The 16121-nt window shown below is 63.4% G+C and carries 15 protein-coding genes and 1 pseudogene; 9 read left to right on the top strand and 7 right to left on the bottom strand.

The genetic code is table 11. From position 1 onward, the window contains the following. Complete coding sequence (locus tag RMO89_RS18890; RefSeq protein WP_310535107.1) at positions 1-1113, top strand: 5-methyltetrahydropteroyltriglutamate--homocysteine S-methyltransferase; 1113 nt, start codon at positions 1-3, stop codon at positions 1111-1113. A 24-nt stretch (positions 1114-1137) separates the two neighbouring features. Here the strand turns inward: RMO89_RS18890 and pobA are convergent, their stop codons facing one another. Next, positions 1138-2307: a 4-hydroxybenzoate 3-monooxygenase gene (pobA, locus tag RMO89_RS18885; RefSeq protein WP_310535106.1), complete on the bottom strand. Its 1170-nt coding sequence runs from the start codon at positions 2305-2307 to the stop codon at positions 1138-1140. Between the two features lie 177 nt (positions 2308-2484). Here pobA and RMO89_RS18880 point away from each other — a divergent pair, with 177 nt between their 5' ends. Both RMO89_RS18880 and RMO89_RS18875 read left to right on the top strand, forming a co-directional pair. Next, on the top strand, positions 2485-3099 hold the full coding sequence (locus RMO89_RS18880) for a thioredoxin family protein (RefSeq protein WP_310535105.1): 615 nt from the start codon (positions 2485-2487) through the stop codon (positions 3097-3099). A gap of 4 nt (positions 3100-3103) precedes the next feature. After that, entirely contained in the window at positions 3104-3637 is a 534-nt protein-coding gene (locus tag RMO89_RS18875) for a hypothetical protein (RefSeq protein WP_310535104.1), read from the top strand. Between the two features lie 106 nt (positions 3638-3743). On the opposite strand, the gene RMO89_RS18870 is transcribed toward RMO89_RS18875, so the two are convergent. Beyond that, a complete protein-coding gene (locus RMO89_RS18870; protein WP_310535103.1) occupies positions 3744-6113 on the bottom strand; it encodes a TonB-dependent receptor in 2370 nt (789 codons plus the stop codon). 217 nt (positions 6114-6330) lie between these two features. Next, entirely contained in the window at positions 6331-7443 is a 1113-nt protein-coding gene (locus RMO89_RS18865) for an FAD-dependent oxidoreductase (RefSeq protein ID WP_310535102.1), read from the bottom strand. Between the two features lie 141 nt (positions 7444-7584). Here RMO89_RS18865 and RMO89_RS18860 point away from each other — a divergent pair, with 141 nt between their 5' ends. The 3 genes from RMO89_RS18860 to RMO89_RS18850 are packed head-to-tail and all read left to right on the top strand — an operon-like array spanning position 7585 to position 10905. Beyond that, positions 7585-8934: an MFS transporter gene (locus RMO89_RS18860; RefSeq protein WP_310535101.1), complete on the top strand. Its 1350-nt coding sequence runs from the start codon at positions 7585-7587 to the stop codon at positions 8932-8934. Between the two features lie 2 nt (positions 8935-8936). Then, the gene (locus RMO89_RS18855; RefSeq protein WP_310535100.1) at positions 8937-9914 is read left to right on the top strand and encodes a nucleoside hydrolase; all 978 of its coding nucleotides are present in this window, start codon (positions 8937-8939) and stop codon (positions 9912-9914) included. 28 nt (positions 9915-9942) lie between these two features. Further along, positions 9943-10905, top strand: a complete 963-nt coding sequence (locus RMO89_RS18850) for a dienelactone hydrolase family protein (RefSeq protein WP_310535099.1) — start codon at positions 9943-9945, stop codon at positions 10903-10905. A 45-nt stretch (positions 10906-10950) separates the two neighbouring features. Here RMO89_RS18850 and RMO89_RS18845 read toward each other — a convergent pair whose 3' ends face one another. Genes RMO89_RS18845 through RMO89_RS18835 form a run of 3 tightly spaced genes read right to left on the bottom strand, consistent with a single transcriptional unit; the run spans position 10951 to position 13754 of the window. Continuing rightward, positions 10951-11721, bottom strand: a complete 771-nt coding sequence (locus RMO89_RS18845) for a TIM barrel protein (protein ID WP_310535098.1) — start codon at positions 11719-11721, stop codon at positions 10951-10953. An 18-nt stretch (positions 11722-11739) separates the two neighbouring features. Next, entirely contained in the window at positions 11740-13362 is a 1623-nt protein-coding gene (locus RMO89_RS18840) for a carboxylesterase family protein (protein ID WP_310535096.1), read from the bottom strand. Next, on the bottom strand, positions 13359-13754 hold the full coding sequence (locus RMO89_RS18835) for a DoxX family protein (RefSeq protein WP_310535095.1): 396 nt from the start codon (positions 13752-13754) through the stop codon (positions 13359-13361). Before RMO89_RS18835 ends, RMO89_RS18840 begins: the two co-directional genes overlap by 4 nt. Positions 13755-13992: 238 nt before the next feature. Between RMO89_RS18835 and RMO89_RS18830 the strand changes: the two genes are divergently transcribed. From RMO89_RS18830 to RMO89_RS18820, 3 genes are read left to right on the top strand one after another with little or no spacing between them, the layout of a single operon-like run. Further along, positions 13993-15009 (top strand): xylose isomerase, encoded by a 1017-nt coding sequence (locus RMO89_RS18830; protein ID WP_310535094.1) that lies wholly within the window; start codon positions 13993-13995, stop codon positions 15007-15009. Between the two features lie 12 nt (positions 15010-15021). After that, complete coding sequence (locus RMO89_RS18825) at positions 15022-15399, top strand: DUF6379 domain-containing protein (protein ID WP_310535093.1); 378 nt, start codon at positions 15022-15024, stop codon at positions 15397-15399. An 8-nt stretch (positions 15400-15407) separates the two neighbouring features. After that, complete coding sequence (locus RMO89_RS18820) at positions 15408-15830, top strand: nuclear transport factor 2 family protein (RefSeq protein WP_310535092.1); 423 nt, start codon at positions 15408-15410, stop codon at positions 15828-15830. Positions 15831-15832: 2 nt separating this feature from the next. Here RMO89_RS18820 and RMO89_RS18815 read toward each other — a convergent pair. Next, positions 15833-16121, bottom strand: a pseudogene (locus RMO89_RS18815) (aromatic ring-hydroxylating dioxygenase subunit alpha); the annotation flags it as partial.

The following is a 16121-nucleotide window of genomic DNA, read 5'->3' as shown; positions in this document are numbered from 1 at the left end:
ATGACTGCACGCCCCTTCCGCGCTGACCACGTTGGCAGCTTCCTGCGCCCCAAGGCACTGCTCGAAGCCCGTGCCGCGTTCAAGGCCGGAACCATCGATAAGGCGGCGCTTCGCCTGGCCGAGGATGCGGCGATTGCCGATGTCGTGAAGATGCAGGAGGACCTTGGTTTCAAGGGCGTGACCGACGGCGAATTTCGCCGCACCTTCTTCCACACCGACTTCCTGCTGCAACTGGACGGCGTTGACGAAGCCGGCGGCACGCAGGTTCATTTCCACCGCCATGACGGTCACGAGCTGGAATATGCCCCGCCGGTCATGACCATCACCGGGCCGCTTCGCCACGCGCGTGACATTCAGCGGGCCGACTTCGAATACCTCGCCTCTTGCGCCACCCAGACGCCGAAGGTGACGATCCCTTCGCCAACGATGCTGCACTTTCGCGGCGGGCGCGAGGCGATCGATGCCGGGGCCTATCCCGATCTCGATCAGTTCTATGAGGACCTGTCCGCCGCATACCGCGCAGAAATCGCCAGTCTTGCCGATGCCAGGTGCCGCTATCTCCAGCTCGACGATACCAACCTCGCCTATCTTTGTGACGATACCCAGCGCGAAAACGCGCGCCGCCGCGGCATGGATCCTGACGACCTGCCCCGGCTCTATGCCAAGGTCATCAACGATTCGATCCGCGACCGGCCGGCCGACATGACCGTCTGCGTCCACCTGTGCCGCGGCAATTATCGGTCAAGCTGGGCCGCAGAAGGCGGTTACGAACCAGTCGCAGAAGTCCTGCTTAACGAACTGGCAGTCGACGGTTATTTCCTGGAATACGACGATGCCCGCTCAGGCGATTTCGCTCCGCTGCGCTTCCTGCCCAAGGGCAAGCGCGTGGTGCTCGGCCTCGTCACCACCAAGCTTGGCGAGCTGGAAGACCCGGCCAGCATCAAGGGGCGCATTGACGATGCGGCAAAGTTCGCGCCGCTCGACCAGCTGGCGCTGAGCCCGCAGTGCGGCTTCTCCTCGACCGTCCACGGCAACGAGGTCAGCTTTGCGCAGCAAAGCGCCAAGTTGCAGCTGGTAATGGACGTGGCGCAGGACGTTTGGGGCGAGGTCTGAAACCTCGCCCGCAAGGCACTCAAATCACACCGGAAGTCCGACGTAGTTCTCGGCAATTGCCGTCTGCGCGGCGACGCTTGAGGCGATGTATTCCAGCTCGGCGACCTGCATCTTGCGTTCGAACGGGCCGTCATCGGGGAAGCGATGCATGAGCTTGGTCAGCGACCATGAGAAGCGTTCGGACTTCCAGACACGGGCCAGCGCGCGCTCCGAATAGCCGGCAATTGCATCGGCATCGCCCCGCTTGAACCAACCTGCAAGCGCCTCGCAAGCATAGTGCACGTCACTTGCGGCAAGGTTTAGCCCCTTGGCTCCCGTCGGCGGCACGATATGCGCGGCATCGCCGCACAGAAGCAGACTGCCATGGCGCATCGGTTCGAAGACATATGAGCGGAGCGGCGCGATCGATTTTTCGAGTGCCGGCCCGCGCGTCATGTTCGCGGCGGCATCGGGGCCGAGGCGGATCGCCAGTTCGTCCCACAGGCGGTCGTCGCTCCAGTCCTCGACCTTTTCGGTCAGCGGCACATCGATGTAATAGCGGCTGCGGGTGTGGCTGCGCATTGATGCCAGCGCAAAGCCGCGTTCGTGGTTGGCGTAGATCAGCTCGTCATGGCATGGCGGCACGTCAGCGAGGATGCCGAGCCAGCCGAAGGGGTAGACCCGCTCAAAATCGCGGGCCGCGCTGGCGGGGATCGCCTTGCGGCTGGGGCCGTGAAAGCCGTCGCAGCCGACGATGAACCGCGCGTCAACGCGGCCGGCGCTGCCGTCCTTCATCCACGTGACATAGGGCGCATCGCTTTCGATTTCGTGCACCGCCACGTCGCCGACGCCGTAAATCACTTCCAGCCCGCGCGAGGGGGCGGCTTCCATCAGGTCGCGGGTGATTTCGGTCTGGCCGTAGACGACCACGGTCTTGCCGGTGAGGCCTTGGCAATCGATGCGGATCAGGCGTTCGCCATCGGCCAGGTTGAACCCGCCTTCGACCAGCCCTTCCGCCTTGAGCCGGGCATCGAGGCCGAGCCGTTCCATGAGGCCGACGGTCACCTGTTCGAGCACCCCGGCGCGGATGCGCGAAAGGACATGGTCGAGGGTCTGCCGCTCGATCACGACGCAGTCGATGCCCTCGGCCTTGAGCAAGTGGCCGAGGAACAAGCCCGCCGGTCCTGCACCGATGATGGCAACCTGGGTCTTCATGGCAAACTCCCGTCCGCTGCCGGCGCGCGCCGCAGCCTGTCATGCTTTCCAACAGCATGCCGGCGGCAAAGTCACGGCTATTAGGCATAGCGATCGCAGTTCTTATCGAGCCCCCTTGCCCGGCATCTCACTCGGCGTTATAAGAATACAAATTCTATTTATAAACGGGAGAGAGCGATGTTGCGTTTTTCACGCCAGCTTGATTACGGCCAGCCCGCGCCGGACTTCGCGCTCCCCGATACCGATGGCCAGATCCGCACTCTTGCCGATTTCGCTGGCGGAAAGGCGCTGCTGGTGGCCTTCATCTGCAACCACTGCCCGGTCGTGTTGCATATGCTGCCCAGCCTGTGCGACTTTGCCCGCGAATACCAGGCAAAGGGACTGCAGGTAGTCGCTATTTCGTCGAATTGGCCCGATGAGTTTCCGGAAGACGATTACCCGCACATGCAGGCCTTTGCGAGGGAATGGGACCTGCCCTTCCCCTACCTCCACGACGAAAGTCAGGACGTCGCGCTGGCCTATAACGCCATCTGCACGCCCGATTTCTTCCTCTACGATGGAAGCCGCAACCTGTCCTATGCTGGGCAGTACTGCCCTTCCCGGCCGAAGCTGCCGCACCCGCCGCTGCCCGGTGTACCGCCCATGCGGACGGACCTGCCGGTGACAGGCGAGGATATGCGCCGCGCGGTCGATGCCGTGCTGGCGGGCACATCGATCCCGGTCGAGGACCAGACGCCCAGTTCTGGTTGTTCGATGAAATGGCAACCCGGCAAGGACCCGTGGTGGGGCTGAGGCGGTGACCATCGTCGCGCGCCACTGGGTACCCTCCGCCGCCGTCGTCCCGCAGGAGCGGGGCAGCGAATTCCTCGCCGCGGTTGACGGGGCGGAATGGTCCGAAGGCATCGGCTTTCACCGGGGTTTCTTCTCCACCTTCCGTATTCGCGCGGGCAAGGCGGTGTGGTTCCACTTCCCACTGCCCACCCCGGTCGAACTGGGGGGCGAGCCGGTTTTCCTCGCCGAAGTCTCGCTGCTCTGGGAGTGTCTGGAAGGCGCCAAGATCGGCTGGATGTGCCTGCAACACGGCGGCATGGAGCGGATCGAACTGACCCCGCGCCTGACCGAGCCGGACTCCGTCGCGGTGCCCCACGAAGTGCCCGAGGAATGGCGCGCTTATCACCCGACAGGCGATCGCCGCCTGACCGAAATCACCCTGCCCGCGCCGCTTGCGCTGCGCTTTGGCGTGCAGCTTTGCGTGATGATCACCGCCGATGATGCCGATGCGACTGTCCGCTTCTATGGCGCAGGCGCCGCCTTTTCCAACCAGCCCTGATTCCGCACAAAAAACGGGCCCCCGCGAGGGGACCCGTCAGTTGCAGGAAATCGTTTCTGGAAAACGAGGGGACAGCGCCGAAGCGCCGCCCCCTGCCCCCATACGATCAGAAATCTACGCCGACGCGGATGCCGTAGGTACGCGGCGTGCCGAACTGCCAGTTGAAGATGTCATCCGGACCGGCCGATACGAAGCTGCCGTAAGTCAGCGGACGGGTGTCCTCGATGTTCTTCACATAGGCGGTCACGCTGAAGCGGCCATTCTCGGGCTTGTAGACAAGGCTGGCATCGGTCTGCGTGAAGGCCTTCTGCTGGCCATCGCGGTAGTTGTAGAAGTCGGTGAAATAGCTGCTCTTGAACGTGGTGTTCACGCTGGCGGTCACCGTGCCGGCATCAGCCAGGCGGAATACGTGGTCGTATCCTGCCGTGATGATGAACGAAGGCGAAAAGCCCGGACGGTTGCCCGCAAAGTTCGGCTGCTGCACGCCGGCTAGGTTCGGATCGAGATCACCGATGCCGTTCCGGTCAGCGCCCGTGCCGGGGACCGTATAGACGTTGAACTGGGCAAACAGTTCGCCGTAACGGGCCTTCAGGTAGTTGAACGAAGCGTGGAACGTATCGTTATCGCTCAGCTTGATATCTGCCGAAGCTTCGATGCCCCAGATCTTTGCGCTACCGGCGTTGAAGGTCTGGCCACCGATGGTGGTGTCCAGCAGGACCGAAACCTGCAGGTCCTTGTAGTCGTAATGGAACGCACCAAGGTTGAACTGGTGCTCGCCAGCCGGGCCGAAGCTCTGCTTCCAGCCGGCTTCAATCGCCATGTTGGATTCAGGCCTGTAATCGCCGACCGAGTCGAAGCCGCCGCCTTTGAAGCCGGTCGACGCCTTGGCGAAGAACAGCGTGTCGGGGTTGGGCTTGTAGTTGATGCCCGCCAGCCAGGTAGTCTTGCTTTCGTCCATGGCGAGGTTGAGCGTCGAGGCGAACTTCAGCGAAGAGAAGGTCTTGCGTCCCAGACCAGCGCCGAGCAGCGCGGAGTCCGGTGCACCTGGTCCAAAGGGCGAAGCATTCTGATAGACGGCCTTGCGGCTGTTGTCCGTGTAGCGCAGGCCGCCGACGAGGGTCAGCTTGTCGCCCAGCGGAACTTCGACCTGGCCGAAGACCGACTTGGATTCGCTGCTGACGTCGCGTCCGAAGTACGAAAGGCAGGTGCCAGCCGGTCCGCCGATCGGCAGGCCGAAGCACGATTCGCTGTAGACGTCTTCCTTGAAGTAGAACCCGCCGACCTGGTAGATGATGCCGCCGATGTCACCGTTGAGGCGCAGTTCGTGGCTCTGCGTATCGGTTTCGAACTCGTAGTTGATTGAGCGATAGGAGACCGGCAGCGTGATCAAGGCACCCGGGTTGCCCGACAGGCTGCGATAGCCGCCAATGTAGGTCAGCGTTGCCGCGTCGCTGAATTCATAAGCGAGACGACCACGAAGCGCCCAGGTTTCCTGTCCTGTCTTGCCAAGGCCGAAGCCCGGCGCCGCATAAGTGCTGCGGTTGATCGAAGCGAGGTAGTTGGTGCTGTTGGGGATGCACAGTGTCTGGCTGTAGGCTGTGGCAACGCGGGTGTAGCCGTTCAGGTTGCAGCCCGGGCCAACGGGGGCCCTGCCGCCCGAGTTGAGGTCGGCCGCGGCAAATGCCTGCGGGGTGTATTCGCGATCGGCATATTCGGCCGCAAGGTTGATCGAAAGCTGGCTGGTCGGGTTGAAGCGCAGTGAAACGCGGCCACCATAGGCCTTGTTATCGTCCGAACGGCCACCGGCGAATGCCGGGAACGGGCCGAAAGCCGCAGCAGCCGGGTGGAAAACGTAACCGTCGCGCTCGTCATAGAAGCCGGCCACGCGGATCGCCGCGGTTTCGCCGAGCGGCAGGTCAATACCTCCATCGACGCGGATCGCGTTGTAATTGCCATAGCTCGCCGTCGCGTTGACGCCGAAATCGTTGCCCGGCTTGCGGGTGATGAAGTTGATCGCGCCGCCGGTCGAGTTACGACCGTAGAGCGTTCCTTGCGGGCCGCGCAGCACTTCGACGCGGTCGATATCGAACAGCGACGTGCCTAGCGCCTGCGGGCGGTTGATGTATTCGCCGTCGATGTTGACGACGACCGAGGTGTCCTGCGCTTCGTCGTTCGATGCAGTGCCGACGCCGCGGACGGTGACCTTTACTGTGCCCTGATCCTGGTTGAGCTGGACCACCGGGGCGATCTTGCTGATGTCGTTCATCGAGGAGAAGCCGGACTTCTGCAGCTCTTCAGCGCCGACCACGTCGATGGCGATAGGAACGTCGTTGACGTCCTGCGCGCGGTTCTGCGCGGTAACGACGATGACGTTGTCATCTACCGTTTCCTGAGCCTCCTGAGCCCAGACGGGCGTGGCGGTTGCTGCGCAGCAAACGCTGGCAAGCAAGACGTGACGGAATAGAGATTTTTGCATTCTGGTATCCTCCCCTTGTTGACCTGTGCACCTATCCTGGTGCCGCAGCGTCAAATTAGAACGCTATAAATTAGAATGTCCATTTCATGTATGATAGCGCAGAAGTCAAGGGTTTCGCATCGAAAATGGCGATAGGCAGCTATTTGATCCATCAATGTCACAATGGCGCCTGGACCGAAAAATCATGACCAACACACTGCCTTAAAGAGATATTTCTTCAGATTGGCTGCGCCGTCACTTCGAACATCTCGCGGGTCGCCTTGGTCATGTCCACAGGGGGGCCACGACCGATCTGGCCAAAGCAGATGGCGAGGCTGGTGCTGACGATGTATTCGCAGCGGTCGAACCGGCGCTGGCGATAGGCGGCGAAGGCCTGCTCGATTTCAGGGTGGGCGTCGATTTCCTCGGCCAGCACGATGGCATCCTCGATCGCCATACCGCCGCCCTGCCCCAAGTGCGGCGTGGTCGCGTGGACGGCATCGCCCAGCAGCACGACACGGCCCTTGTGCCACGGCCCGCGCACCATCATCCCTTCGAGCGGGCGATAGACGACGCCATCGTTGTCCGTGATCTGTTCTGCCAGTGCAGTGATGTAGGGCGCGGCCCCGGCAAGTTTCGCGCGCATGGCTGCGGCCAGTTCCTCATGCGGATAGCGCGGGTTGCCCGGCTCGGGCGTAGTGACGAACATGTACATCACTTCCGGGTTCATCGGCACGAGGCCGATCCCGGTCGGGCCGTTGAAGGCGCGCAGGCAATCAACCTCGGGATCGCGCGGGAAATTGTAGCGCCACACGCCCTGCCCGGTGAATTCGGGGGTTTCGGAATTAGGCAGAATTGCTGCGCGGGTCTGCGAATAGACGCCGTCTGCTCCAACCACGAAATCGTATGTGCCTGAGGTACCGTCCGAGAACGTGACTTCCACCGCTGCGCCGGTGTCGGTTATCCTTTCAGCCGTCACGCCCAGCCGCACCTCTGCCCCCACCGCCTTCGTGCGCCGGGCGAGCAGGTCATGCAGCGCCGGCCGGCCCATGCCGAGGTTGGGCGGATAGCCCTCGGCAAGTTTGGGTGAAGGCACCCGCGCGACCCGCGTGCCATTGGGCGCATAGATCTCCACCGCATCAAACCCGAAGCCCGCCGCCAGATAATCGTCGCGGATGCCAAGGTCCGCCACGGCGCGCACCACGTTGGCCTGTTGGGTGATGCCGACGCCATAGACCGACCATGCCGGATCGCGCTCGATTACCGTAACGCGGTGGCCACGCTGGCCAAGCGCGATGGCGCTGGAAAGCCCGCCGATACCTCCGCCGATGATCAGGACATCCTTCGCCACGCGCAATTCCTCTCTCCATTTACGGCCGGCCTTGACGGCTCCGCGATTTAATAGAATATCTGTTTTAATAAGTAGCGGACGTCAAGCCGCAAGGCGCTTCGCAGCAGGGGCTGCGCAAGAGCCGCCCATGGGAGCGGGTGGATGACACCAGCGCAAGACGTGAACGACAGGCCCGGCGCGGTGCGCCTGTCCCCGGCGGAAAGGCTCAGCTACGGGTTCGGCGACCTCGGTTTCAGCCTGCCTTACAACATGGTGAGCGGCGTGCTGCTGTTCTATTACGTCAACGTTATCCGCCTGCCCGCTGCCGCCGTCGGCACGATCTTCTTGATCGCACGGTTGATGGATGCGGTGATCGACATGGGCGTGGGCATCGCGGTCGATCGCACGCGCAGCCGCTGGGGGCGGACGCGGCCCTATTTCCTGCTGATCGCCCTGCCCTATGCCGCAGTCTATGTCGCACTGTTCTCGATGCCGGACTGGAGCCAGCAGGCGCAGCTTGTTTACGCCTTCGTCACCTTCAAGGCGCTGGGCATCCTGATGTCCTTGGGCGCAATCCCCTATACTGCGCTGCTTCCGATGATGACCAACGACACTGGCGAGCGGCTGAAGTTGAGCGGGATGCGCTCGCTCGGCACCTCGCTGTCGGTCGTGCTCGGCACCGCCGTCGTCGCCCCGCTGCTGGCCGCGTTCGGCGGGGAGACCAATCCTGACGGTTACCGCAAGGTGGCGATGATCTTCGCGGTGATCTCGATCGTCGCAATCCTTGCGCTGTTCGCCAATTGCCGTGAGCGGATCGATCAGCGCAGCAATGAAAATGCCCCGCTGATACCGGTAATCGGAGAGATGCTGCGCAACCGCGCCTGGCTGGTCGCGTTCTTCTTTTGCCTGACCTATTTCGTGCGCTTTGGCGGGATGATGGCCGTGACCTTCAATCTGGCGATTGACGTGCTGCGTGCGCCGTGGATGATCGGCTGGATGCTGCCCGGCGTAGCGGGAACCCTGCTGCTGTCCGCCTTTGTCGGGCCGCCGATCTTTGCGCGCACCGGCATCCGCAATGGCTGTCTCGCCTCGGTCCTGATCGCCGCCGCCCTGTTCCTGCTGCTGCCACTGTTCGAAAGCCAGCCGGTGCCGTTCCTGACGATCTACTTCGCCGCCTGCCTCTCGACTTCAATCACCATCACCGCCGCCTTCACGATGATCGCCCAGACCGTCGACTATCACGAAGAGCACTACGGATCGCGCAACGAGGGCCTGCTCTCCGCCGGGGTGAGCCTGGCAACCAAGGTCGGCATGGCGCTGGGCACTTCGGGGATTGCCTTCATGCTCGCGGCATCGGACTATTCCCCCGATGCGGTAAGCGAGACCGCACGCAGCGCGATCCGCTGGACCTATTACGGCGGCACGGCGGCGATGCTGGTGCTGCAGGCCGTAGTCGTGTGGTTCTGGCCGATGGATGGCCGCAAATCGGGCGTTGCGCCCGCAGGAGAATGACAATGAAGTTGACCCGGCGCGGCGCAATCGGCGCAGGGCTGGCGAGCGCGCTGGCCTCTGCCACCGGGCTTGGCGCAGCCTCCCCTCGAATGATTCCCCAACGCGCCGCGGCACGGGTGATCGTCGACAACGACTTTTCCGGTGATCCTGACGCGTTGCTCGCGCTCGCGCATCAATTGCTCGCCCCGCGCACGCGGGTGCCGCTGGTGACATCGTCGTTCATCAACGAGGAGTTCAAGGTCCCCGGCGTTATCCCCGGCCAGACGGCGCGGCAGGGGCATGACATTGCGGTCGAACTCATCCGCCAGCTCAAGCCCGGCCAGTCACCGCTGGTGGTTTCCGGCGCGGAAGGCGCGATGAAGCCCGGGCGCGAACCCGGTGCGGCGGCCCGAGCCATCGTCACCGAAGCGATGCGCGATGATCCCTTGCCGCTGATCTTTTCCTGCGGCGGACCGATCACCAACCTCGCCGAAGCCCTGCGGCTTGAGCCAGCTATAGCCGGACGGATGCAGGTCATCTGGATCGGTGGCGGCGGCTATCCCGATGGCGGCTGGGAATACAACCTGGCGATGGATGCCGAAGCCGCGCGTGCGGTGATCGAACAGAGCAAGATACCGTTCTGGCAAGTGCCGCAGCCGGCCTATCGCCAGATGGGCTATTCGGTGGCGGAGATGGCGGCAGACTTGCGCCCGATCTCGCCCTTTACGCGCTGGCTCTATGACCGCTTCACCAATCCGCCCGACTTCGTCGACGTCGGCGGGGCATGGCCGATGGGCGATAGCCCGCCAGTCCTGTTCAGCGCACTGACGACCGAGACGAGCCTGTCGCGCGAAATTCCGGCGCGGCGCATTGGCCCGGACTTCAAATACGGCGACGTTATCCCCGGTCGCACCCTGCGCGTGTTCGAAACGCTTGACGCGCGCATGACCCATGCCGATTTACTCGCCCGCCTGAAGCTGCATGCCGGCAAGGTGAAATGACAACGAACTGCTTTTCCGGGAGAACCTGATGCGTTTCAAATCGGTTGCCGCCGCCCTGCTGCTCGGCCTTGGAGCAATGCCAATGACCGCCATTGCCCAAACGTCGCCGCCTCCCGGACCGCCTCCGGGTTTTGTGCCGCCCAAACGTATCGCCATCCAGCCTGAACCCGGCGCTATCCCGCTTTATTCGGGCGTCGCGCCCGGCTCCGAAAGCTGGAAGCAGAAGGAAGTTTGGACCGGGATGGGCAACCAGGTCTGGATTCGGAATGTCACCCGCCCGACGCTCACGCCATTCTTGCCAAAGAAGGGCAAGGCGACCGGCGCGGCGGTGTTGGTCGTGCCCGGCGGAGGCTTCCGATTCGTTTCGGCCAGCAGCGAAGGCTGGGGTGTGGCACGCTGGTTCGCGGAGCGCGGCGTCGCCGCTTTCGTGCTCAAGTACAGGACGATGGAAACGCCCGATTCCGAAAGCGAATTCATGGCCTCGATGTCCAGGCTGTTCGCACCGCGAACCACTTCCTATGAAGTTCCTCCCGACATGACCGCAGCGACTGACATTGCCAGCGCCGACGCGCAAGTCGCCCTGCGCATGATCCGCGCCAATGCCGGCAAGTGGGGCGTTGACAGCAAGCGCCTTGGCATGATCGGCTTTTCTGCTGGCGCCATGACGACGATCCGCACCACCTTGCTCGACGCGTCCGATGCTCGGCCCGATTTCGTCGCGCCGATCTATGGCTCGATGCGTGCCGTGACGCCGCCGAAGAACCCGCAGCCGCTTTTCGTCGCGCTCGCCTCGGACGATCCGCTGTTCAACAAGGAAGGCTTCGGACTGATCGAATCGTGGCAAGAGGCCGGCGGGCCGGTTGAGCTGCACTATTACGCCAACGGCGGTCATGGATTCGGTAGCCAGACCCAGGGCACGACCAGCGATTTGTGGTTCAACCAGTTCATGGCCTGGATGAAGGCCAAGGGCCTGCTCAAGGCGAAACCGTAATACCAGCGGCCCCGGGCGCCGTGCCCGGGGCGCCTTGGCGTTCGCTCAGGCGCAGAGCTCGCGGATGTAGGCCAGCGCCTCACTCGTCGGACGGGTGGGTGAACATTCGAGGCCGATCAGCCCCGTGTAGCCGACCTGTTCGAGCAGGCCGAGAATCGCCTTCCAGTCGACCGTGCCGCTGCCCGGCTCGCCGCGCCCCGGAGCGTCGGCAATCTGCACGTGACCGACAAGGTGCGCGATCGGCGGCAGGATGGTGAACGGGTCTTCGCGCTCGGTAATCGAGTGATAGATGTCATAAAGCAGCTTGACCGAGGGGCTGCCCACGCGTTCGATCACGCCAACCGCGTCCTCGGTCATGGCGAACAGCACGCCGGGATGGTCGAAGCGGGTGTTCACCGGTTCGAGCAGGATGGTCACGCCATGCGCCTCTGCCACTGGCTGCACGCTGGCGATGGCCTTGGCGACGTTAGCCAGCTGCATCGGACGGCGCAAGAAAGGCACGGCCGATCCGGACGGCACGACCACGTTCCTGCAACCGAGAATCTCGGCATCCTTCGCCGCCTGCGCGAACATTTCGCGAAAAGCATCGTGGTTCGGCTCAAGGCAAATCTGCTGGCGCGGATCGGTGACCACGCCGACCAGCGAGCAGCCATTGACGTCAAGCGCCTTGCGGAGCGAAGGCACGTCGCGATTGGCCGTGGTGAAGATTTCCACCTTGGTGAAGCCCGCCGCGGCAGCCGCCGCCATGCGGTCCTCAAGCCGCTCGCCGGCTTCAAGGAACATGTATTCAAGGTTGACCGAAATTTCAAAAGACATGGAGATTCTCCGTGAGGCCTACATGAGGCCGAGTGACCCGCCCGCCGCGGCATAGGCGCGGAAGGCTTCGAAACGTGCGGGCGAGGATACGACGGGACGCATCCCGGGTTTGTCGCCGATCACCATGACGCTGGTGCTGGCGGGGCTGACGCGGGACCAGGCGCTTCCCTTGAGGGACGGATTACCGCTGCGCATGAAGGCGAGCAGGCGGTCCTGCCATTGGCGCGAGACGGCAGCATCGGCAGCAGTGAAGCTGCGGTCGCCGTGACCCAGCTGACCGAAGATATAGGGCAGCCCAGAGGAATGGAATGCCCCCCATGCCATGCCGCCGCGTGCTGGCGGATAGGGATGGTCGTAAAGGTAGGCGTGGATCCGCTGACCCGATGACCGGGCGCGTGCCTGCGACCACAGGATCAGCCCCGTCAGATATCGATCGCGGCTGATCAGCAGGTTGGAGGCGGCGGCGTCCTCGGCGGTCGCATGGGGATAGAGCGCCAGCAGCTGGTCCGCTGATGCGCCATAGCGGCGGCGCACGGACTTCTCGAAGTCAGCGGGCGTGCGCACGGAAAGGTCGATCATCTCCGCGGCATTGTACCCGCCGAGCAATGGCACCGACGAGACGACCGGGGCCTTGGGATCGGAGGGATCATGCGGCAAGACATAGCCGTCCAGATGCGGGCGATAGACCAGCGGCGGCGGCCCGCCTCCCTCGACCGGAATAACCTTTGCCGCGTCGATCAGATTGTCAGCCGGAACCGCGCGCAGGGCCGCAACAGTGGGGGCGCCCAGCCGTTCGCCCAGTCTGTTGCCGTTGGCTTCCCCAGCTTTCAAAGTCGTCAGGTCCACGCCCATGCTCGGCCCGCTGAACGAGACCGCCTTGGCGAAGAGGCCCTTGCCCAGCGGTGAGACCATCAGGTCATTGACCGAAGCTGCGCCCGCGCTCTCGCCCGATACCGTCACGTTCGCCGGATTGCCGCCGAAGCGCGCGACGTTCTGCTGCACCCAGCGCAAGGCCGCGACCTGATCGAGCAGGCCGAAATTGCCCGAGCTCTGATGCGGTGATTCCGCGCTCAATTCCGGATGGGCGAGGAAGCCCAGCACGCCAACGCGGTAGTTGATCGTGATGACCACCGCTCCGCGCGCGGCGAGCTTGCTGCCGTTGTAGATCGGCAGACTGCCCGCCCCGCCCTGGAACGCACCGCCGTGGATGAAGACCAGCACCGGCAGGCCTTTTGCCGCGCCTGCCGGCTTCCAGACGTTGAGCGTCAGGCAGTCCTCGCTGATTGGCCCGCCGGCGACGAATTCCTGCGAGTAGGGGCCCCAGGCCCCGGCCAGCGACTGGTAGCAAGTCGCCCCGTAGCGAGTGGCATCGCGCTCCCCGCGCCAAGCCACTGCCGGCTGCGGATCGCGCCAGCGCCCCTCGTCTACCGGCGGCGCAGCATAAGGGACGCCGAGGAAGGCTTCGGCCTTGCCCTCAACCTTCCCGCTCAGCGCGCCGGACGAGGCCTGAACAACCGGGTCGGCCAGCGCGGGCGTGGCGAGCAGCAAGGCGGCGATGCGCGCGTCCAACGGCGCTTTCGCGGCGGCAACCTGCGGCAGGAGGGCAAAGGCAGAGGCAATCAGCAGCATGCGGGTTTTCATGGCGTGGCTCCTCTGGCGACAGGCGGACGGGTGAAAATGGCGACGGCGGCAAGCAGCGCGATCAGCACGCCGTTCTGCGGCAAGGCGGCGGTCTCGCCGTGAGTCAGGTGGACCAGCGCGGCGACTGCCTGATTGGCGATGAGCAGGAGCGCGGACCAGCGCGCGATGTTGCGGCGGCGGGGCACGAAAATGGAGAGCAATCCGGCGGCCAGCCCCATCTCGCTCAAGCCGACCAGCCGGCCCGCCCATTCAGGCAGGAACACCGTCCACGCGCCGAACCGCGCAAGGTCAGCGAGCGAAGCGAAAGCCTTGTTCCAGCCGACGAAGGCGAAGAAGGTAGCGAGCAGCAAACAGAGCACCGCGATAAGCGCGCGGCACACAGCGGATGGCATTTTGGCGATTCTCTCCCGGCCGTTATCGTGAGTAACAATAATACGAATTCTAATTCTGTCAATTCCAAGGCCGGTCGGGATTTCTGCGGAAAATTGGCACTTGACCGGACCGCACAATTATAAGAATATAGGTTCCAATTAGGGCTATGGCCTGAGGGGAGACGATGCCAGCCGGATGCAACCGGCCCACCGGATTCCCGCTCCCGACAGATGTGACCCCCAAGTGGAGAGGTGATTCGTGACCAGTAAAATCAAGCGGGGCGTCAGCCTCTATTCCTTCCAGAACGAGACGTTCCAGGGCAAAATGACCCTTGAAGACTGCATCCGCACCTGCGCCGATCTGGGCGCGCGCGGCATCGAGGTGATCGGTGAGCAAAGCTTCTGGGGCTGGCCCGAAGTCGGCGTCGCCCAGGAAGATATCACCAGCTGGCACGCGCTGATCGCCAAGTATGACTGCGTCCCCGTCAGCCATGACTACATGCTCGATTACAAGCGCTACAAGGACCAGCCGATGCCGTTCGACGAGCAGGTCGCCAGCGTCAAGAAGGACATCGATTTCGGCGTTATGCTGGGAACCCCCTTCATCCGCAGCCTCGTCTCGATTGCGCCCGAAGTGCTCGTCGCCGCTGCGCCCTATGCCGAGGAAAAGGGCATCAAGATGCTCACCGAGGTTCACGCCCCGCTCCACTTCGACCACCCGTGGATCATCCGCATGGCCGAAATGTTCCAGAAAAGCGGCTCGCCGGCGCTGGGCTTCCTGCCCGACATGGGCATGTTCCTCGACAAGTTCCCGCCGGTGTGGCGGGCCAAGTTCGAGCGCGTGGGTGTCCCGGCGAACATCGCCGACTACATCGTCAAGGCCTACGAAGACCGTGTGCTGTCGGAATATGTCATCCTTGAGGTGCAGAACATGGGCGGTGTCGGTCCGGCGATCGGCATGGCCGAAACGCTGCGCCACAACGCCGCGTTCGATCCCAAACGCATGCTCGATTACATGCCGATGATCCACAACATCCACGGCAAGTTCTACGAAATGACCGATGATTATGTGGAGCCGAGCATCCGTTATGATGAGATCGTCGCCGTGCTCGATCAGGGTGGCTATGATGGCTACATCTGCTCGGAATACGAAGGCAACCGCTGGATCGAGGACGCCGAGGAACCGGATTCGGTCGAACAGGTCCGCCGCCAGCAAGTGATGCTCGCCCGCCTGCTTGGCGAACCCGAAACCCCCGCCCTCAAGGCCGCAGCATAAGGAATCCGTGCCATGATGGACAAATTGATGATCGTCGAGGACAGCCTCGAAAACGTTGATGGCGGCTTCGCCTTCCTCGGCCGCCTGCCCTATTACCGCGGTCTTGGTCTTTCGATGGTCGAGGACATCCAGATCACCATCGACGGCGAGAAAATCGCTCGCGAAGACGTGCGTTTCTCGGTGCGCGGCAAGACCTACACGCTCGACCAGATGGAAACCGTCTATGACGACCGCTGGAACTTCGGCGAGAAGGCGAAGATCATCGCGCTTAAGGCCGGCGGTCTGGCACCGGGCCAGCACAAGCTGGAAATGGCCGTGCGCAACCGCGTGAGTTACTTGCCCTTCGTGCCTACCACGAAGTGCGTGAAAGAGGTGGCTCTCGCCGCGTGAAGCGGGCGTTGAGCCTTCTGCTGCTTGCCCTCGTCCCCGTCATGGCGGCGAGCGGCAAGCCGCATGACAACCGGGCGATCATCACCGATTTCGCCCGGATGGTTTATACCGAGCGCGATGTGGCCGGCGCTTTTGAAAAATACGTTACTCCCGATTATATCCAGCATAACCCGGGCTTGCCGGATGGCCGCGAGGCAGCCGTTGCCGCGCTCGCCCCGATGTTCGCAGACCGGGTGAAGACCTTCACGATCAAGCGCATCGTAGTTGAAGGGGGCATAGCCGTAATTCACATCCACGTCCGCCCCACGCCGGAAGCGCGCGGCGCGGCGGTGTTCGACATGTATCGCCTGAAGAACGGCAAGATTGTCGAGCATTGGGACGCGATCCAGCCGATCCCGGGGGAATCCAAAAACCGGCACCCGATGTTCTGATTTCAGGCCGCCGCCTCCGCACGGCGCATCTGCATCAGCTTGCGCCGCGCGCGAATGGCGGCGGCATCGCTTGGCAGGATGACCGGACGCGCTTCCCAGAAGTCCTGTCCCGCCATCGCGACGGCCTGTGCCGCAACCATCGGCTCGTCTTCTTCAAGGAACACCCGCCGCGCCTGCCTCGCCTCTTCCTCACCCGGCGGGTGCGTGAAGAAGTAATGCGTCGACGTCTCGGTCTCGGGTGTCAGGATGTGCGGGTTGGCCATCGGCGGCACCAGTGGGTCAAGCTGCGTT

Origin of the sequence: Novosphingobium sp., assembly GCF_031424035.1 — a bacterium.
GTDB lineage: Bacteria > Pseudomonadota > Alphaproteobacteria > Sphingomonadales > Sphingomonadaceae > Novosphingobium.
This window is presented reverse-complemented; position numbering and strand designations above follow the sequence as displayed.